This is a genomic window from Methylobacterium sp. 17Sr1-1, from assembly GCF_003173775.1.
In the GTDB taxonomy this organism is placed as follows: Bacteria; Pseudomonadota; Alphaproteobacteria; order Rhizobiales; family Beijerinckiaceae; genus Methylobacterium.
The window spans coordinates 1595855-1613706 of the sequence record NZ_CP029552.1 but is presented as its reverse complement, the minus strand read 5'-3'; the positions used below and the strand labels follow the sequence as shown (position 1 = coordinate 1613706).

General features: G+C 71.0%; 14 protein-coding genes. 7 read left to right on the top strand and 7 right to left on the bottom strand.

Annotation, left to right across the window (positions count from 1 at the left end; genetic code table 11):
- Nucleotides 1-10: 10 nt before the first annotated feature.
- Nucleotides 11-1381: an SWIM zinc finger family protein gene (locus DK412_RS07210; protein ID WP_109971393.1), complete on the bottom strand. Its 1371-nt coding sequence runs from the start codon at nt 1379-1381 to the stop codon at nt 11-13.
- Between the two features lie 315 nt (nt 1382-1696).
- On the bottom strand, nt 1697-2173 hold the full coding sequence (locus tag DK412_RS07205) for a hypothetical protein (protein WP_109971392.1): 477 nt from the start codon (nt 2171-2173) through the stop codon (nt 1697-1699).
- Between the two features lie 101 nt (nt 2174-2274).
- On the opposite strand from DK412_RS07205, the gene DK412_RS07200 reads away from it, so the two are divergent.
- Nucleotides 2275-4185 carry a propionyl-CoA synthetase gene (locus DK412_RS07200; RefSeq protein ID WP_109971391.1) on the top strand — a complete coding sequence of 637 codons (1911 nt, stop codon included), beginning with the start codon at nt 2275-2277 and terminating at the stop codon, nt 4183-4185.
- A 6-nt stretch (nt 4186-4191) separates the two neighbouring features.
- Here the strand turns inward: DK412_RS07200 and DK412_RS07195 are convergent, their stop codons facing one another.
- Nucleotides 4192-5481, bottom strand: coding sequence for an EAL domain-containing protein (locus DK412_RS07195; protein ID WP_109971390.1), 1290 nt, complete (start codon nt 5479-5481; stop codon nt 4192-4194).
- A gap of 412 nt (nt 5482-5893) precedes the next feature.
- Here DK412_RS07195 and DK412_RS07190 point away from each other — a divergent pair, with 412 nt between their 5' ends.
- Both DK412_RS07190 and DK412_RS07185 read left to right on the top strand, forming a co-directional pair.
- Nucleotides 5894-6301, top strand: coding sequence for a hypothetical protein (locus DK412_RS07190; protein WP_109971389.1), 408 nt, complete (start codon nt 5894-5896; stop codon nt 6299-6301).
- Between the two features lie 166 nt (nt 6302-6467).
- Nucleotides 6468-7589, top strand: coding sequence for an NADH:flavin oxidoreductase/NADH oxidase (locus tag DK412_RS07185; RefSeq protein ID WP_109971388.1), 1122 nt, complete (start codon nt 6468-6470; stop codon nt 7587-7589).
- Between the two features lie 281 nt (nt 7590-7870).
- Here DK412_RS07185 and DK412_RS07180 read toward each other — a convergent pair whose 3' ends face one another.
- Nucleotides 7871-10480 (bottom strand): DNA translocase FtsK, encoded by a 2610-nt coding sequence (locus DK412_RS07180; RefSeq protein ID WP_109971387.1) that lies wholly within the window; start codon nt 10478-10480, stop codon nt 7871-7873.
- Between the two features lie 134 nt (nt 10481-10614).
- Between DK412_RS07180 and DK412_RS07175 the strand changes: the two genes are divergently transcribed.
- The 3 genes from DK412_RS07175 to DK412_RS07165 all read left to right on the top strand — a co-directional run bounded on the left by DK412_RS07175 (nt 10615) and on the right by DK412_RS07165 (nt 13259).
- Nucleotides 10615-11034 carry a nucleotidyltransferase domain-containing protein gene (locus tag DK412_RS07175; RefSeq protein WP_245447462.1) on the top strand — a complete coding sequence of 140 codons (420 nt, stop codon included), beginning with the start codon at nt 10615-10617 and terminating at the stop codon, nt 11032-11034.
- Nucleotides 11031-11426: a HEPN domain-containing protein gene (locus DK412_RS07170; RefSeq protein ID WP_245447461.1), complete on the top strand. Its 396-nt coding sequence runs from the start codon at nt 11031-11033 to the stop codon at nt 11424-11426. Before DK412_RS07175 ends, DK412_RS07170 begins: the two co-directional genes overlap by 4 nt.
- A 174-nt stretch (nt 11427-11600) precedes the next feature.
- A complete protein-coding gene (locus DK412_RS07165) occupies nt 11601-13259 on the top strand; it encodes an IS1182 family transposase (RefSeq protein WP_109971385.1) in 1659 nt (552 codons plus the stop codon).
- A 62-nt stretch (nt 13260-13321) separates the two neighbouring features.
- Here the strand turns inward: DK412_RS07165 and DK412_RS07160 are convergent, their stop codons facing one another.
- From DK412_RS07160 to tesB, 3 genes are all read right to left on the bottom strand, one after another.
- Complete coding sequence (locus tag DK412_RS07160; protein WP_109971384.1) at nt 13322-14824, bottom strand: ammonium transporter; 1503 nt, start codon at nt 14822-14824, stop codon at nt 13322-13324.
- A gap of 87 nt (nt 14825-14911) precedes the next feature.
- Complete coding sequence (locus tag DK412_RS07155; RefSeq protein WP_048450383.1) at nt 14912-15250, bottom strand: P-II family nitrogen regulator; 339 nt, start codon at nt 15248-15250, stop codon at nt 14912-14914.
- Nucleotides 15251-15507: 257 nt separating this feature from the next.
- Complete coding sequence (tesB, locus tag DK412_RS07150; protein ID WP_109971383.1) at nt 15508-16386, bottom strand: acyl-CoA thioesterase II; 879 nt, start codon at nt 16384-16386, stop codon at nt 15508-15510.
- A 128-nt stretch (nt 16387-16514) separates the two neighbouring features.
- Between tesB and DK412_RS07145 the strand changes: the two genes are divergently transcribed.
- On the top strand, nt 16515-17783 hold the full coding sequence (locus tag DK412_RS07145) for an FAD-dependent monooxygenase (protein ID WP_109971382.1): 1269 nt from the start codon (nt 16515-16517) through the stop codon (nt 17781-17783).
- Nucleotides 17784-17852: the final 69 nt, after the last annotated feature.

Genomic DNA, 17852 nt, shown 5'->3' with positions numbered 1-17852 from the left:
GTCGCTCGCCTCACGCCACCTGTAGGAGGACCGCCTGCGACGCCTCGGCGGGCATCGCGTAGAGGCGCCCCCCGGTCGCGAGCGCCAGGGGCGAGAGGCCGTAGCCGTCATGCAGGCCGAACAGGTCGATCGGGCGCCCGCCCGCGACCGCGAGCAGGCTCGGCAGGCGCGGGTCGCCGCGCAACGGCAGGCAGCCGGTCGCGTCGCCGGCCGCGAAGGCGACCGCGCCGCCCGCAGCCGGCAACCGGCCGAGCCGCACCCCCGCGAGGCGCACCGGCCAGCGCTCGGTCCAGGGCGCGCGGGCGAGGACCAAGGCGAAGGCGTCCCGCGCCGCCGCGACGCTGCCGGCCCCGGGCAGGCCGGGCTCCATCGCCGGGCCGGCGCGGCCGTCACGGAATACCGCCCGCAGGGGCGGGTCGCCGGGCTGGAAGGCGAGCGCCCCGCAAAAGTCCTGGCCGGCGGCGGGGGCCGGCGGCAGGGGCGAGCCGGCGGTCCCGTAATCGATGACCTGCGCCAGGGCGCCGGAGCGGCGGCCGACGAGCCAGACCGAGCGGGCGGTGAGCCGGTTCTCCTCCTCGACCGCGTGGGCGAGCACCGCCCAGTCGTCGAGTTGGTCCGGCCGGAGCGCCATCTCCTCGGCGGTGACGGGATAGCCGAGCGCGGCGCGCACGCCCGCCGCAACCTCCGGCGCCAGGGCGTCGAGCCGGCGGGCGGCGCGGGCGAGGAGCGCGATGCGCCCGAGGGCGAGGCCCAGGGCGGCTTCCGGCCGGGCGCCGCCCGCCTGGGGTGCGGCCGCGACCAGCCCCGGCAGGGCGCGCACCCGGCGGGCGAGGCCGGGGGCCTGGCCGTCGACGAGGCGGCCGGCCATGCGGTCCCAGAAGGCATAGGGTTCGGTGCGGGCGGCGGCCAGCCCGCGGCGCATCAGGTCGCGCAGCCAGAGATCCAGCTCGTCGAGGGCGGCCGCGACCTTGTCCTCGCGGGCCTGCCGGCGCCTGGCCTGCGCCTTCTCGTCGACGGGCTTGGCCGGCGCGGTGGCCTTGGTCTCGGCCGCGGCGGCGCGGCTCTCGCGCCCCTTCGCCCAGGCCGCGACCCAGTCCGGCGGCTCGGCCTCGGGCAGGGCTGAACTCGCATCGACCAGCATCAGGCCGAGGCCGTGCTTGCAGGGAAACTTCCGGCTCGGGCAGGTGCATTTCGAGGCCGGCCCGGCGAGGTCGGCGACGGTGCGGTAGGGCGTGGCGCCGCTGCCCTTGATCTCGCCCCAGATCACCGATCCCGCCCGGCCGAGGCCGCTCCATTTCGCCGGCTTGGCCTGATCCTGCCCGGCCTTGCGGCTCGCGGCATCGGGGGCGAGGTCGAGGATCTGTGCAGTCGTCAGGCTCATGCGGCAGGTCGGCGTCCGTCCATGCATCGTGTCTGGCGTGCGCCGCAGTCTGCACGAAACGATTTCGGGGGCAAGCGTGACCTTGGACACAAGATCAGGGATCGTTACACTTTACATCAGTTCCAAGTGTGATCTTGATGGTGCGGGGGCCTGTCGTTTGCCGGCTGGGGCGGGTGGATCAGGTGCCGGCGATCGTCTTGTGCGTGTCTCGAATGGTGTCCTGTCGTGGGGTTTTCTTGCGAGCGGTGTCGTGCGGTCCGCAGGGTATGCGAGAGCGACCGGCCATCGTGCGGGACAGGGCTATGGCCATCCATTTCAAGCTCTTCCCCTTTCCCGGACGACTGAAACGAAGTGGAAGGAGATCCGGGATCCAGCATAAGAAGCCGCGAAGCGTCCTTGTGCCTGAAGCGGTGCAGCATACGGAGCCGCTCCGCGGCGCTTCTCCCCTGGATCCCGGATCTCCTTCCGCTGACGCTTCAGTCGTCCGGGACAGGGGGCGATAAAGCGCGCGCCGATGGCGATGACGAGACGGCCGGAGCCGGTGAAGCGGCGCCCGTCCGCGCGCTCGATCGCGACCGAGTCGCCCGAGCGCGCGGTCACCTGGGCGATGTCGGCCCCGAGGGCAGGCGCGATGCCGTCCCGCGAAAACACCTCCCCGATGGCGGCGACGTCCGGATCCTCGCCGGCGGCGAGCCGGGGGCCGTGCTCGGCGATCGTCACCGCCGCGCCGCGATGCCCGAAGGCCTGCGCCGTCTCGCGACCCCGCCCGCCGCGGCGGCGCACCGCGATCACGACGGTCCGGCCGCTCGGGGCGGCGCCATCTTGCCCGCCGCCGCCTTGTCCTGGACAATCGGCGGAACCGCCGGCCGATGGCGGATCAGGAGAGGGACGCCATGCCGGGACCGAGCCGCTACCGGGACACCTACGCCGCCTGGCAGCGCGACCCGGAGGCCTTCTGGGCGGAGGCCGCCGCGGCGATCGACTGGGTGACGCCCGCCACCCGGGTTTTCGCCCCCGAGGAGGGCGCCTACGGCCGCTGGTTCGTCGGGGCGGAGGTCAATGCCTGCCACAACGCCGTCGACCGCCACGTCGCGGCCGGGCGGGGCGACCAGGCGGCGATCCTCTACGAGTCCCCCGTCACCGGGACGAAGCGCCGGATCACCTACGCGGAGCTGTTGAGCGAGGTCGCGGCGCTCGCCGCCGTGCTGCAGGATCTCGGCGTCGCGCGCGGCGACCGGGTGGTGCTCTACATGCCGATGGTGCCGGAAGCCCTGTTCGGCATGCTGGCCTGCGCCCGCATCGGCGCCGTGCACTCGGTGGTGTTCGGGGGCTTCGCCGCCCGGGAGCTCGCCGCCCGCATCGAGGACGCCGCCCCGAAGGTGGTGCTCGCCGCCTCCTGCGGCATCGAGCCGGCGCGGGTCGTCGCCTACAAGCCGCTCCTCGACGAGGCCTGCCGCCTCTCGTCCCACACGCCGGAGGCCTGCCTGATCCTGCAGCGGCCGCAAGGTCCCGCCGCGATGACCGGGGGGCGCGACCGCGACTGGGCGGAGGCGGTCGCGGCCGCCAAGGCGGCGGGCCGCGCCGCGTCGTGCGTGCCGGTCGCCGCCACCGATCCGCTCTACGTGCTCTACACCTCGGGCACCACCGGCAAGCCGAAGGGGGTGGTGCGCGACACCGGCGGCTACCTCGTGGCGCTGGCCTGGTCGATGCCGAACCTCTACGGCGTCGCCCCCGGCGAGACCTACTGGTGCGCCTCCGACGTCGGCTGGGTGGTGGGCCATTCCTACATCGTCTACGGGCCGCTCCTGCACGGCTGCACCACGGTGCTCTACGAGGGCAAGCCGGTCGGCACGCCGGATGCCGGCGCGTTCTGGCGCGTCATCGCCGAGACCGGGGCGGTCGCCCTGTTCACGGCGCCGACGGCTTTGCGCGCGGTGAAGAAGGAGGACCCGGAGGCCAAGCTCATGCAGGGCCACGACCTCTCGCGCTTCCGCACCCTGTTCCTCGCCGGCGAGCGGGCCGATCCCGACACCGTCGCGTGGGCGGAGCGGATTCTCGGTGTGCCGGTGATCGACCATTGGTGGCAGACCGAGACCGGCTGGCCGATCGCCGCCAATCCGGTCGGGCTCGGGGCACTCCCGGTCAAGCACGGCAGCCCGACGGTGCCGATGCCGGGCTGGGACGTGCAGGTGCTCGACGAATCCGGCAAGCCGCTGCCCCCCGACACGATGGGGACGATCGCGATCAAATTGCCGCTGCCCCCCGGCGCCCTGCCGACCCTGTGGCGGCAGGACGAGCGCTTCCGCGAGAGCTACCTCACGGCCTATCCAGGCTACTACAACACCTCGGATGCCGGCTTCCTCGACCCCGACGGCTACGTCTCGGTGATGGGCCGGACCGACGACATCATCAACGTCGCCGGCCACCGCCTCTCGACCGGCGGGATGGAGGAGGTGCTGGCCTCCCACCCCGCCGTCGCCGAATGCGCGGTGATCGGCATCCGCGACGCCCTCAAGGGCGAGGCGCCCTGCGGCTTCGTCGTGCTGAAGGCCGGCGCCGCGCAGGCGCCGGACGTGATCGAGCGCGAATTGGTGGCGCTCGTGCGCGAGCGCATCGGCCCGGTCGCGGCCTTCCGCCTCGCGCTCACGGTCGGGCGGCTGCCGAAGACCCGATCGGGAAAAATCCTGCGCGGCACGATGAAGAAGATCGCCGACGGAGAGGTGTGGGCGATGCCGCCGACCATCGAGGACCCGGCGGTACTCGAGGAGATCGGCGGGGCGTTGCGGGAGCGGGGGCTGGGATAGGGGCGGTCATCCGACAGAGGATCGCTCCCACGTCCCCGCGGCGGACAACGGCAGCGCCGCCGCCGCCTCGAGCGGCATCGGCCGGCCGGTCAGGAAGCCCTGCACCCGCGTCACGCCGAGCCCCTTGAGCACCGCATACTCGGCCTCGGTCTCCACGCCCTCGGCGACGATCTCGCAGCCGATGCGCCGGCCGTATCCCGTCAGCGCCTCGGCCAGCGCCCGGCGGCCGGAATGCGCGTCGATGCTCCGGATCAGGCTCATGTCGAGCTTGATGAATTCGGGGCCGAGATCGAGGACGTGCCGGAGCGTCGCGTGGCCGGCCCCGACATCGTCGATGGCGAGGCTCAGGCCCCGGCGCCGATACGGCTCCAGCACCGCGCGCAGGTCCTCGTAGGAGGCGACCGCAGCGTGCTCGGTCAGCTCGATCACCACCCGGTCGAGGGCCGCGCCCGCCATCGCCTCGGCGAGACGCGGCGAGGCGAGGCCGGCCGGCGACAGGTTGAGCGACAGCCTGATCCCGGGCGCCAGGGCGGGCAGCGCGCGCAGGGCCTTGCGCATGGCGAGGAATTCCAGCTCCTCGCCCAGGCCGACCTCGGCGGCATCCGCGAACCAGACATCGGGGCCCTCGCTCGCGGGACGCTCTCTCGCAGGATTCGAGCGCGTCGCAGGATGAGCGCCCAGGCTCGGCGGGAAGCGCGCCAGGGCCTCGAAGGCGGCCAGGCCGCCATCGGCCGTGCGGTAGATCGGCTGGAACACCATCTCGACGGCCTCGGCCGCGATCACCCCGGCGATGCGCCGGCGCTTCGCCTCCCGCTCGCGCGCCGCGTCGCGGGACTTCCACAGGATGGATTCGACGACCTCCGCGCAGAGGCGCAGGGTGGCGAGGTCCCGGGTCGTGAGGCTCCGGTCCGGCGTGAAGCTGAAGCAGCACACCGTCCCGTAGGTCTCGCCGTCGGCGTGGCGCAGCGGGACGCTCAGATGCGCCCCGACCGGCATCTCGCGGGTGGCCGTCAGCTGCGCCGCCACCGGATCCTCGGCCGCGTCCTGCATCAGGCCGGGCATCAGGCCCTTGGCGACGTAGTAGCAGAAGCTCTGCTCGAGCGGGGCGTGGGTGCCGACGACCACCGGGTTGTGCGCCGCCCCGGCATCCGAGAAGCGGAAGACCCGATCGCCCGCGACGAATTCCGAGATGAAGCCGACATCCATCGCCAGATGGCGGCGCACGGCGCGAAGCACCGACAGGATTTGTTCGCTGGCTGTGCCGGACGGATCGCCGAAGACTGATCTCAGGGGCATCGTTCGATTCGGCTGGAGGAGGGAGACAGTACCATGATCTCAACCAAAAGTTGTTTTCATTGCAGGGCCTGAAAACACGATTTTTAATTTTTGTTAAATAGATAATTGGAATTTAGTCTTACTAACGATCGGAGCGAATGATTTTTCGCTGCCACTGTGTCCGGAGTGGAGATTTGCAAGTAACGTCAAGGAGTCCAGCAGGTCGACGATGCTGCGCGGACCGCACCGACGCAGCGGTTCGATACAACCAGATGTTTCGTCGGTCCGGTTCACAGGTCGCGTACTCAAGGTCAGAGCAGGCATCTTGATATGCTCGGGTTTCTATGACGATTCAAGCACTTGCAAAAATTTCATAGAATTGCCATGATGACAAGGCCAAGCGCTCACAGTCGATCTGACTAGAGAACTCGCCATGCTCGGTTCGGATACCCACGGCATCCAGCGTCCCTCACGCGACGGTGCGATCGCGGTCGCGGACGAGGTGCCGCTGCCCCTCAGGGCGCTGCGCGACAGGATCGAGCTCCGCCTCGCCGATCTGGCGGCCAGCCTGGGGCAAGGCCCCGAGGTGCGCGAAACGATGCACGCCCTGCGCAGCGCCCTGTCCGACATCTGCGCGCTGACCGAGACCGACCCGAAGGTCCTGCGCCTCGTCGAGCGCCTTCTGGGCGCGGGCGAGCGGCTGGCCCAGGCCGACGGCCTGCCGCGCCGGTCGCTGGCGGCGACACGCGGCGCGGCGACCCGGGCCCTCAACGCCCTGACCGCGGCCCTGGTCGAGACGCGCCCGAGCCGGATCGCCGTGAGCCTCGGCCGCGGCTGGTAGGCGCGCCTCTCCGGTTCGGGCCCGCGGCCGGCGTTCGCGGTGCGCCAGCGCACGCCGCGCCGCGCCGGCGGCGCGCAGGCGCCCTGCATCGCCCGCGCTGGCCGGGGCCGCGGCCCCACGCCACATTGGCGGTACCCTGGCGGCCATCCTGCACCGGAGTACCCGTATGAGCTCTCCCCTCCTGTTCCAGCCCCTGCACCTCGACGGCCTCGCGCTGGAGAACCGCATCATCGTCGCGCCGATGTGCCAGTACTCGGCCCGCGACGGCGAGGCGTCCGACTGGCACATGATGCATCTCGGCCAGCTCGCGCTGTCGGGCGCCGGGCTCCTGACCCTGGAGGCCACCGCCGTGTCGCCGGAGGCGCGGATCACCTACGGCGATCTCGGCCTGTGGGACGACGGGACCGAGCGGGCCCTGGCGAAGGTTCTGGACGCGGTGCGGGACTACGCGCCGGTGCCGGTCTGCATCCAGATCGCGCATGCCGGCCGCAAGGCCTCGAGCGAGCCGCCGTGGCGCGGCGGCCACCAGGTGGCGCCGGATTCGCCCCGCGGCTGGCTCACCGAGGCGCCGTCGGCGCTCGCCCATGCCGAGGGCGAGGTGGCGCCCCGCGCCCTCGACCGCGAGGACATGAAGCGCATCCGCGACGGGTTCGCAGCGACCGCCCGGCGGGCCGTCCGCCTCGGCATCGAGGCGGCGGAGATCCACGCGGCGCACGGCTACCTGCTGCACCAGTTCCTGTCGCCGCTGTCGAACCAGCGGACCGACGCCTATGGCGGCAGCCTGGAGAACCGGATGCGCTTCCCCCTCGAGGTGTTCGAGGCGGTGCGCGAGGTGTTTCCCGCCGGCCAGCCGGTCTGGGCCCGGGTCTCGGCGACGGACTGGGTCGAGGAGGGGTGGGAGGTCGAGCAGACCATCGCCTTCGCCGAAGGCCTGAAGGCGCGGGGGGCCGCGGCCATCCACGTCTCGACCGGCGGCGTCTCGCCCCGGCAGAAGATCGCGATCGGGCCCGGCTACCAGGTGCCCTTCGCCGAGCGGGTGCGGGCGGCGACCGACCTCGTCACCATCGCGGTCGGCCTCATCACCGAGCCGCGCCAGGCGGAAGGCATCCTGGCGGAGGGCAAGGCGGATGCGGTCTCGCTCGCCCGCGCGATGCTGTACGACCCGCGTTGGCCCTGGCACGCCGCCGCCGAACTGGGGGCCCAGGTCCGGGCGCCGAAGCAGTACTGGCGCTCGCAGCCTCACCACCTGAAGGATCTGTTCAAGGAAGCGAGCTTCGGGCAGCGGTGATCGCGTTCACCCTGGGTCCGCTACACTCAACATAGCCAAAAGCCGATCCGCGGGGCAGATCGGTTCTCGTGACTCTCGCCCTTTCCCGGACGACTGGAGCGTCAGCGGAAGGAGATCCGGGATCCAGCACAAGAAGTCGCGAAGCGTCCGTGTGTGCGCAACGGTGCAGCAGGCGGAGCCGCTTCGCGGCGAGTCCTTGCGCTGGATCCCGGATCTCCTTCCACTTCGTTGCAGTCGTCCGGGAAAGGGCGAGGGTCGTAAAATGATGTCTGGAACCGTCCTCACCCGTCCTGCCCGTCCTCCAGCAGGATCTCGCGCTTGCCGGCGTGGTTGGCCGGTCCGACGATGCCCTCGCGCTCCATCCGCTCCATCAGCGAGGCGGCCCGGTTGTAGCCGATCTGCAGGCGCCGCTGGATGTAGCTGGTCGAGGCCTTCTTGTCGCGAAGCACCACCGCCACCGCCTGGTCGTAGAGGTCGGCCGACGGATCGCCGAAGCCGCCCTGGTCCATGACCGGGGCGTCCGCTTCCTCCTCGCCCTCCTCGGCGGTCACCGCTTCGAGGTAGGAGGGCCGACCCTGGCGCTTGAGATGGGCCACCACCTGCTCGACCTCGTCGTCCGAGCAGAACGGCCCGTGCACCCGGGTCGTCCGGCCGCCGCCCGCCATGAACAGCATGTCGCCCTGGCCCAGCAGCTGCTCGGCGCCCATCTCGCCCAGGATCGTGCGCGAGTCGATCTTCGAGGTCACCTGGAACGAGATCCGGGTCGGGAAATTCGCCTTGATCGTCCCGGTGATCACGTCCACCGAGGGGCGCTGCGTCGCCATGATCAGGTGCAGACCGGCGGCCCGCGCCATCTGGGCGAGACGCTGGATCGCCCCCTCGATGTCCTTGCCCGCCACCATCATCAGGTCGGCCATCTCGTCGACCACGATCACGATGTAGGGCAGCGGCGCGAGGTCCATGACCTCGTCCTCGTAGATCGCCTCGCCGGTCTCGCGGTCGAAGCCGGTCTGGACCGTGCGGGTGATCACCTCGCCGCGGGCCCGCGCCTCCGCCACCCGGGCGTTGAAGCCGTCGATGTTGCGCACGCCGAGCTTCGACATCTTCTTGTAGCGCTCCTCCATCTCGCGCACCGCCCACTTGAGGGCGACGACCGCCTTCTTCGGGTCGGTGACGACGGGGGAGAGCAGGTGCGGGATGCCGTCGTAGACGGAGAGTTCCAGCATCTTGGGATCGACCATGATCAGGCGGCACTCCTCCGGGGTCATCCGGTAGAGCAGCGACAGGATCATGGTGTTGATGGCGACCGACTTGCCCGAGCCGGTGGTGCCGGCCACCAGCAGGTGAGGCATGCGGGCGAGGTCGGCGATGATCGCCTCGCCGCCGATATTCTTGCCGAGGCAGAGCGCGAGCTTCTGCTTGGTCTCGGCGAAGGCCGGGGAGGCGAGGAGCTCGCGCAGGTACACCGTCTCGCGCTTGGCGTTCGGCAATTCGATGCCGATGGCGTTGCGGCCCTGCACGACGGCGACGCGGGCGGAGATGGCGGACATCGAGCGGGCGATGTCGTCGGCGAGCGAGATGACGCGGCTCGACTTGGTGCCGGGCGCCGGCTCCAGCTCGTAGAGCGTCACCACCGGGCCCGGCCGCACCGCCAGGATCTCGCCGCGCACCCCAAAGTCCTCCAGCGTCGATTCGAGCAGGGTGGCGTTCTGCTCCAGGGCGTCGGTCGAGACCGCGGCGCTCGGGGCCGGGTGGCGCGGCTCGGCGAGCAGCGTCAGGGCGGGCATCTCGTAGGCATCCGGCGCGGCCGGTGCGGGGGCGGGCGCGCGGCGGGTCTGGATCGGCGGGGGAGGGGGTGCGACGCGGCCGCGCGGGGCCTCCGCCTCGTCCTCGTCCGCGGAGTCGTCGTCGAACACCGGCTCGGCCCGGCGCGAACCCGCCTCGACCCGGCGCGGGGGAGCGTCCGCGAAGACCGGCTCGCGGCGGCCGGCCTTCGCCGGACGCTCGGCGGCCCTCTCGACCGCGGGCTCGTCCCAGGCCTCGTCCTCGCCGGGCTCGGCGAAGGCGCGGCGCGCGGCGAGCGCCGGCGAGTTGCCCGCATAGGGGTCGGCGGCACCGTGACGCCAGGAGCCGTCGCGGATCGCGTCGATCTTCTGCGCCACGGCGCTCCGCGCGCTGATCGCCAGGTGGGCGAGCGCCCCGAGGGAGGCGAGGCCGAGCCCGGGCGACTCGTCGTCATGGGACGGGCTCGCGCCGCGGCGGGGCTGCCGCTCGTCGTAGCGGCTCACCACGGGGGCGAAGGATTCGGCTTCGTCGTCGCCCTCCTCGTCCTCGATCAGGCCGAAGCCGCAGGCGCCGGTCAGGCTGACCACCGCGACCGCCGCGTAGAGGAAGCCCGCGAAGGCCCCGGCCGGGCCGGCGATCGCCTTGGCGGCGCCGAGCAGCGCGTCGCCCGCGACGCCGCCGAGGCCGGTCGGCAGCGGCCAGCGCGCGGTCGGCGGCAGCGCGCTCGCCATGCCGCTCGCCGCGCCGAAGCCGATGATCCAGAGCACCAGCCGCAATTGCAGCCGCGCCAGCCGGTGGGTGCGCAGGAGCCGCATGCCCCACACCGCCGGCGGCAGCGCGAAGGCGAGCGCGCCCAGGCCCAGGAGCTGCATCCCGAGATCCGACACCACCGCCCCGCCGAAGCCGAGGAGGTTGCGGGCCGTGCGCGAGGTGGCGTGGTTGAGGCTCGGGTCGTCGATCGACCACGTCGCCAGGGCCACGGTGAAGCACGCCGCCCCGACGAGCAGGGCGAGGCCGGTGACCTCTGTCGCCCGCCGCGTCAGGAACGCGCGGAACGTGTCGATGAGGCCATCGTAGGGCGAGGCCGAGCGACGAAGCGAACGCATGCGGGGCTGGACCGGGTACGCGGAACTGGACCGTGAGGATGGGGCGATGCGGTTAATGGTGGTTTAAGGCTAACCGCATCTTGCGGCATTGCGGGAGAGCGGCGGGACGGCGCTGGATCTGCTAAGGATTTCCGGTGGATGGCGGGTTCGGTCCGCCTGCTCTGCGCGAGGCATGGATGTCCTCTCCTGTCCTACACCGTCCTGACTTATCCGGTCCCGACTTGCCGGATTCCGAGACCGTGCATGCGGCCCGGACCTTCCTGCGCCACATCGCCGGGCGCTATCCCGTGAAGGAGACCGTGCTGTTCGGAAGCCGCGCCCGCGGGACGCACGATGCCGATAGCGATGTCGACTTGGCGGTGATCCTGAACGGTCCGGCTGGCCGGCGCTATCCGATCGCGGGCGAGATGGCGGAGATCGCCTTCACGGTGATGCTGGAGACGGGGATTCTGGTTCAGGCGGTGCCGCTGTGGGAGGACGAGTTCGACCGGCCGGAGACGTTCAGTAATCCGGGGTTGATCGCGGCGATCAAGCGGGACGGGGTTCGCCTGTGAGCAGACCTGCGACACCTGAACGGTATCTGGAGAAAGCCGAACAGGCGGCGCGTTCAGCCCGGATGCTCTTAATTGCAGGGGATTTGGATGGCGCTTGCAATCGTGCGTACTACGCGATGTTTGATGCTGCGCAGGCGGCTTTGATAGCGTGGTGCCAGTCTTCTGCCGGATCGGCCAGCAAAACACATCGCAGTCTGATCGCTGCTTTCGGGCGGGATCTTGTTCAGACTGGGCGTATCGATGCTGACTTCGGGCGCGCACTCAACCGCGTTCATGAGATAAGGCTGCTCGCGGACTACACTGATGAGCCTCCTAGTTTGGTCGAGGCAGAGTGGGCTGTCGCTCAAGCGGAGTTGTTGCTGGCAGTATTGCGGACAAAGATAAAAATTTAGCGATAGCAAAAATTCTGACAATATGATCGAGTGGCCTATTCATGAAAAAACCCCGGCGCAATCGCACCGGGGCTCTTCCACACTCTCGATCCTGCTGGCGAAGTCGGGCAGGACCGGATCAGGGTGGTCTTCCGCGGTGTTGGTGCCGATCCTTCGGTTCGCGAGGCCAACACCATGTCGCTCCGCCCGACCATCCCGAACGATGTTCCCGACGAGACCGCCCACGTTGCCCGCGCCGCCTTCCCGCACGGCTCGCTACTCCTCAGCCTGCGAGACGAGCTCGGCCCCATCTTCGATGATAAGCGCTTCGCCGCCCTGTTTTCGCCCCTCGGCCAGCCCGCCGAGGCACCCTGGCGCCTAGCCCTCGTTACTTTGCTCCAGTTCGCCGAGCGCCTCTCCGACCGGCAGGCGGCCGATGCCGTGCGCAGTCGGATCGACTGGAAGTACGTGCTCGCCCTGCCGCTCGTCGACGCTGGCTTCGACGCCTCCGTCCTCTGCGAGTTCCGGACGCGCCTCGTCGCGGGCCGGGCCGAGCACCTGCTCTTCGACGCCGTCATCGAGATCGCCCGCGCCCGCAACCTCGTTCGTTCGGGAGGACGGCAACGGACTGACGCGACGCACGTGCTGGCAGCGGTCAGCAGCCTCAATCGTCTCGCCTGCGTAATCGAGGCGATGCGCCACGCCCTCAGCGCGCTGGCCGTCGCCGCTCCGGCCTGGCTCGCGGCACACGCCCAGAGGCACTGGGCGGAGCGCTATGAGCCTCGCGGTCTGGCCGAGCGCCAGCCGCGCGCTGCGCCCGAACGTCGGGCGCTGGCCATCGGTGTCGGCGCGGATGGGCACGATCTCCTCTCAGCCGTCCACTCCGCAGATGCACCCGTCTGGCTACGACAGGTTCCCGCGGTCGAGACCTTGCGCCGGATCTGGATCCAGCAGTTCTGCCACGAGGGCGGCGCGGTTGGCTGGCGTGAGGCAGGTAATGTGCCGCCCGCAGCCCTGTTCATCAGCTCGCCCTACGATCTTGACGCGCACTTCGCGCGCAAGGGCACGGCTTCTTGGGTCGGCTACAAGGTCCACCTAACCGAGAGTTGCGACGCGGATCGGCCGCGCGTGATCACCCACGTGCAGACCAGTGCGGCGCCCCTTGCCGACGGCGCGGTGACGACGTCGGCGCACGAGGCACTCGCCGCGAAGGGTCTGCTCCCGGCCCAGCACCTCGTGGATACCGGTTACGTTGATGCCGGCATCCTGGTCGAGACGCGCCAGCGCTTCGCCGTCGACCTGATCGGCCCGGTGCGGCGCGACCTGCGCTGGCAGGCCAAGAGCGGGTCGGGCTTCTCGGCCGAGGCGTTCCACGTCGACTGGGGGCAGCGACAAGTGACCTGTCCGCGCGGCGCCGTGAGCGCGAGCTGGACGCCGGCGGTCGACAACCGCGCCACGGCCGTGGTCAAGGTGAAGTTCTCGCGGCGCGACTGCAAGACCTGCGCCGATCGCGCGGTATGTGCGGGCCCCCATGCCGACCGCCGCCTGATGACCTTGCGCATGCAGGGCGAGTACGAAGCGCTGAAAACGGCGCGTCACCGACAAGAGGCCCCGGCTTTCGCCGCGCTCTATGCGTGGCGGGCTGGCGTGGAGGCGACGATATCCTGGGCGGTGCGTGGCTTCGGGCTGCGCCGTGCCCGCTATATCGGACGCGCGAAGGTCCACCTCCAGCATCTCGCCATTGCGGCGGCCCTCAACATGATGCGGTTGACCCGGTGGATCCTCGGCCTGCCCATCGCCGGAACCCGCAGCAGCCCGCTTGCCCACCTCTTCCATCAGACCTCACCAGCCTGACTTCGCCAGCAGGATCACTCTCCGATGAGAACCGGGACGTCTCCGTCCCGGCCCCCAAAGTCTCAGTAGTTGTAAGCCCGCTCGCCGTGATCGGCGAGATCCAGGCCCTCGCGCTCCTCGTCCTGGGTCACGCGCAGGCCGACCACCACGTCGACGATCTTGTAGAGGATCGCCGAGCCGACGCCCGACCACAGGATGGTGAAGCCGACCGCCTTGGCCTGGGACAGGAAGGCCGGGCCGAACTCGTAGGCCGCGGCCACCAGCTCGCCGGGCTTCGTCGCGTAGTCGGGGGAGCCGACGCCGCCCAGCGCCGGGTTGACCAGGATGCCGGTGGCGAGCGCGCCCAGGATGCCGCCGACGCAGTGCACGCCGAAGACGTCGAGGGAGTCGTCGTAGCCGAGCGCGTTCTTGACGGTCGAGCACATCACGAAGCAGACGGCGCCGGCGACGAGGCCGAGCACGATCGAGCCCATCGGACCGGCGAAGCCGCAGGCCGGGGTGACGGCGACGAGGCCGGCGACCGCGCCCGAGAGCATGCCGAGCAGCGAGGGCTTGCCCTTGGCGGCCCACTCGACGAGGAGCCAGGACAGGCCGGCCGCCGCGGTGGCCACGAAGGTGTTGATCATCGCGAGCGCCGCCGAGCCGTTGGCCTCGAGGTTGGAGCCGGCGTTGAAGCCGAACCAGCCGACCCAGAGCAGCGAGGCGCCGATCATCGTCATGGTGAGCGAGTGCGGGGCGAGCAGGTCGCGGCCGTAGCCGATGCGCTTGCCGATCATCAGGCAGCCGACGATGCCGGCGATGCCCGCGTTGATGTGCACCACGGTGCCGCCGGCGAAGTCGAGGGCGCCCCACTTGAACAGCAGGCCGGCATCGGCGTTGACGGCGTCGAGCGCGTCCTGGGCCGCCTTCTTCGAGGCCTCGTCGGTGGCCGCGGCCAGCGCCTTGGCGGCGTTGCCGACCGCGTCGGGGCCGCCCCAGTACCAGACCATGTGCGCCATCGGGAAGTAGATGAAGATCAGCCACAGCAGGCAGAACAGCATCAGGGCCGAGAACTTCATGCGCTCGGCGAAGGCACCGACGATCAGCGCCGGGGTGATCATCGCGAACGTCATCTGGAAGCAGATGTAGACGTATTCGGGGATGACGACGCCGTTCGAGAAGGTCGCCACGACCGAGTTGGCGTCGACGCCGCGCAGGAACGCCTTCGAGAAGCCGCCGACGAAGTCGTTGAGGCCGCCACCGTTGGTGAAGGCGAGGCTGTAGCCGAAGAACACCCAGACGATGCAGGCGAGGCTGACGATGGCGAAGACCTGCGTCAGCAGCGACAGCATGTTCTTGGTGCGGACCAGGCCGCCGTAGAACAGCGCCAGCCCGGGGATCGACATCATCAGCACCAGCGCCGACGAGATCAGCATCCAGGCGGTGTCGCCCTTGTTGGGCACCGGCGCCGCCGCCGCGGCCGGGGCGGCCTCGACGGTCGGCGTCTGCGCCAGGGACGGCTCCACCAGGACCAGCGCCAGCGCGGCGCCTCCCAGGCCGAGAGCCAGGACGTTGCGAAGCTTCATGGAAGAGGAACTCCCGATGGACTCGAAGGCAATGACGTTGGGGAAGGGCGGCGGGGCGCTGAATGAGGCCCCGCGCGGGTGGCGCCGTCAGAGGGCGTCGACGTCGGTCTCGCCGGTGCGGATGCGCACGGCCTTCTCGAGCGGCATCACGAAGATCTTGCCGTCGCCGATCTGGCCGGTGCGGGCGGCGGCCGCGATGGTGTCGACGACGTTCGAGACGAGGTCGACCGCCACCGCCACCTCGATCTTGAGCTTGGGCAGGAAGCTGACGGCGTACTCGGCCCCGCGATAGATCTCGGTATGCCCCTTCTGCCGGCCGTAGCCCTTCACTTCGGTCACGGTCAGGCCGTGCACGCCGATGCTGGTGAGGGCGTCGCGGACCTCCTCCAGCTTGAACGGCTTGATGATGGCCATGACGATCTTCATGGGACGAGCCCCCTTTCGATTTCGGCGACCTCGCGCCTGGCTTTGAGCCGGGGCGAGGCGTGATCCGGCGCCGCGGCGAACCCGTGGGCCCCGATGCCGGTCTCGAAAGGACGTCAATCAAGGAACGTGCCACGGCGCGGCAGCGGACCTACGGACAAGCTGCCCGGTTCCTGGGCCGATTGCGGATAATGAAGCCGCTCAGGGCGGCAATGCCGGTGAAAAAACCGCCATATGCCCAAACAGGAGGCAGAGAGGGCTCAGGCCTCGGGCTCGGGCGCCGCACGCTTCTCGCGGATCATGCCTTCCTGCGCGACCGAGGCCACGAGGGTGCCGTCGCGGGTGAAGATCAGCCCGCGGGAGACGCCGCAGCCGCCGGACGCGCTCGGGCTGTCCTGGGCGTAGAGCAGCCACTCGTCGGCCCGGAACGGCCGGTGGAACCACAGGGCGTGGTCGAGGCTCGCCGGCTGGATCTGGCTCTCGAACACCGTGCGGCCGTGGGGGATGAGCGAGGTGTCGAGCAGCGTCATGTCGGAGGCGTAGGCCAGCACGGCCTGGTGGATCGCCGGATCGTCCGGCAGGGGCGAGGTCGCCCGGATCCAGACGTGGAAACGCGGCGGCCCGGGCGTGCGGGAGGCGTAGCGCTCGGTCTCGACCGGGCGCAGCTCGATCGGCCGCTCGCGCTCGAAATAGGCCCGGACCGGCTCGGGCATCCGCGGCAGCATCGAGGCCTTGAGCAAACCCTCGCCGGGCAGGTCCTCCGGCATCGGCACCGCCGGCATCTCGGCCTGGTGGTCGAAGCCCGGCTCCTCGACGTGGTAGGAGGCCGACATCGAGAAGATCGGCCGGCCGTGCTGGATCGCCACCACCCGCCGGGTGGTGAAGCTGCGGCCGTCGCGGATGCGGTCGACCTCGTAGACGATCGGCACCTTCGGGTCGCCGCCGAGCAGGAAATAGGCGTGGAGCGAGTGCGGCCGGCGCTCCGGCGGCACGGTGCGGGTCGCCGCCACCAAGGCCTGGCCGATCACCTGGCCGCCATAGACCCGCTGCCAGCGGTCCTTGGGCGAGCGGCCCCGGAAGAGGTTCTCCTCCAGCTTTTCCAGGTCGAGGATGTCGAGGAGGTCGGCGACCGCGCGCACGGGACGGATTCCGGATCGAGGGAGGGGCGCGTAGCTGACGCAGGCCGAGGCGCGCCGTCAAGCGACGCCAACGGCCCGTACTCATGCTATGAGCCGTGCCGTTCGGACGAGCAGCGGGCGATGGTGGCATGGCGCAGGGTGGCGGCGTGAGCGGGCGACGGGGGGCGGCGCGGGAGATCGTCGTCGCGGGCGGCGGGCTGCCGGGGCTGGCGCTGGCACTCGCCCTGCGGCTCTCGTTGGGCGAGAGCGTGCGGGTCACGGTCTGCGACCCGGCCTTCGGCCGGACGGACGCCCCGCGGGACCTGCGTGCCTACGCGGTCGCGGCCGCCGCCCGGCGGATGCTGGAGCGCCTCGGCGTGTGGGACGCGGTGAGCGCGACCGCCCAGCCGATCCGCGAGATGGTCGTCACGGACAGCCGCCTCGCCGATCCGGTGCGCCCGACCTTCCTGACCTTCGAGGGCGAGGTGGCCGAAGGCGAGCCCTTCGCCCACATGATCGAGGGCGGCGGCCTGCTCGCGGCACTTCGCGATGCCGCCGCGGCTGCGGGTGTGGTGCTGGAGGCCAGCCCCGTCCTCGCGGCCGTGCCGGAGGCCGACAGGATCACCGCGCGCCTGCCGGACGGGCGCCGGATCCGCGCCGACCTCGTCGTGGCGGCGGACGGCGCCCGCTCGCGCCTGCGCGAGGCCGCGGGCATCGGCTGGGTCGGCTGGTCCTATCCCCAGTCGGGCATCGTCGCGACCGTGGCGCACGAGCGCGACCACGAGGGACGGGCGATCGAGCACTTCTTGCCGTCGGGCCCCTTCGCGGTGCTGCCCCTGCCCCCCGGCGGGTCGCTGGGCCACCGCTCCTCGATCGTCTGGACCGAGCGGCAATCCGAGGTGCCGGCCCTCCTCGGCGGCGGGCCCGAGGAGGCGCTGATCGAGGTCGAGCGCCGCTTCGGCTTACGCCTCGGCCGCATCGCGCTCGAATCCCCCTTGCGGGCCTATCCGCTCTCCTTCGGCATCGCCCGGCGCTTCGGCGCGAAGCGGCTGATGCTGCTCGGCGACGCCGCCCACGTCATCCACCCGATCGCCGGCCAGGGCCTGAACTTGGGCCTGCGCAGCGCCGCCGCCCTGGCGGAGGCGCTGGCCGACACGATGCGCCTCGGCCTCGATCCGGGCGGGCCGGAGGCGCTGGAGACCTACGAGCGCAGCCGGCGCTTCGACACGCTGGCGATGGGGGCGGCGACCGACGGCCTCAACCGGCTGTTCTCGAACGACGCCCTGCCGGTCCGCCTTGCCCGTGACCTCGGCCTCGGCCTCGTCGACCGGCTGCCGGGATTGAAGCGGCTGTTCATCCGCGAGGCGGCGGGGTTGCGGGGGCGGCAGCCGCGGTTGATGCGGGGGGAGGCGTTATAGGAGGCGGGATCGCCTTGTCTCACATCGACGGGCGCCTCGGCCTCCTCCGTCCCGGGTTCCATTCAGCGG

Bases quoted from the DNA above. Each gene is read 5' to 3' on its own strand.
- DK412_RS07210 (WP_109971393.1), bottom strand. From the start codon at position 1,381: ATGAGCCTGACGACTGCACAGATCCTCGACCTCGCCCCCGATGCCGCG.
- DK412_RS07200 (WP_109971391.1), top strand. From the start codon at position 2,275: ATGCCGGGACCGAGCCGCTACCGGGACACCTACGCCGCCTGGCAGCGC.
- DK412_RS07195 (WP_109971390.1), bottom strand. From the start codon at position 5,481: ATGCCCCTGAGATCAGTCTTCGGCGATCCGTCCGGCACAGCCAGCGAA.
- DK412_RS07190 (WP_109971389.1), top strand. From the start codon at position 5,894: ATGCTCGGTTCGGATACCCACGGCATCCAGCGTCCCTCACGCGACGGT.
- DK412_RS07185 (WP_109971388.1), top strand. From the start codon at position 6,468: ATGAGCTCTCCCCTCCTGTTCCAGCCCCTGCACCTCGACGGCCTCGCG.
- DK412_RS07180 (WP_109971387.1), bottom strand. From the start codon at position 10,480: ATGCGTTCGCTTCGTCGCTCGGCCTCGCCCTACGATGGCCTCATCGAC.
- DK412_RS07165 (WP_109971385.1), top strand. From the start codon at position 11,601: ATGTCGCTCCGCCCGACCATCCCGAACGATGTTCCCGACGAGACCGCC.
- DK412_RS07160 (WP_109971384.1), bottom strand. From the start codon at position 14,824: ATGAAGCTTCGCAACGTCCTGGCTCTCGGCCTGGGAGGCGCCGCGCTG.
- DK412_RS07155 (WP_048450383.1), bottom strand. From the start codon at position 15,250: ATGAAGATCGTCATGGCCATCATCAAGCCGTTCAAGCTGGAGGAGGTC.
- DK412_RS07145 (WP_109971382.1), top strand. From the start codon at position 16,515: ATGGCGCAGGGTGGCGGCGTGAGCGGGCGACGGGGGGCGGCGCGGGAG.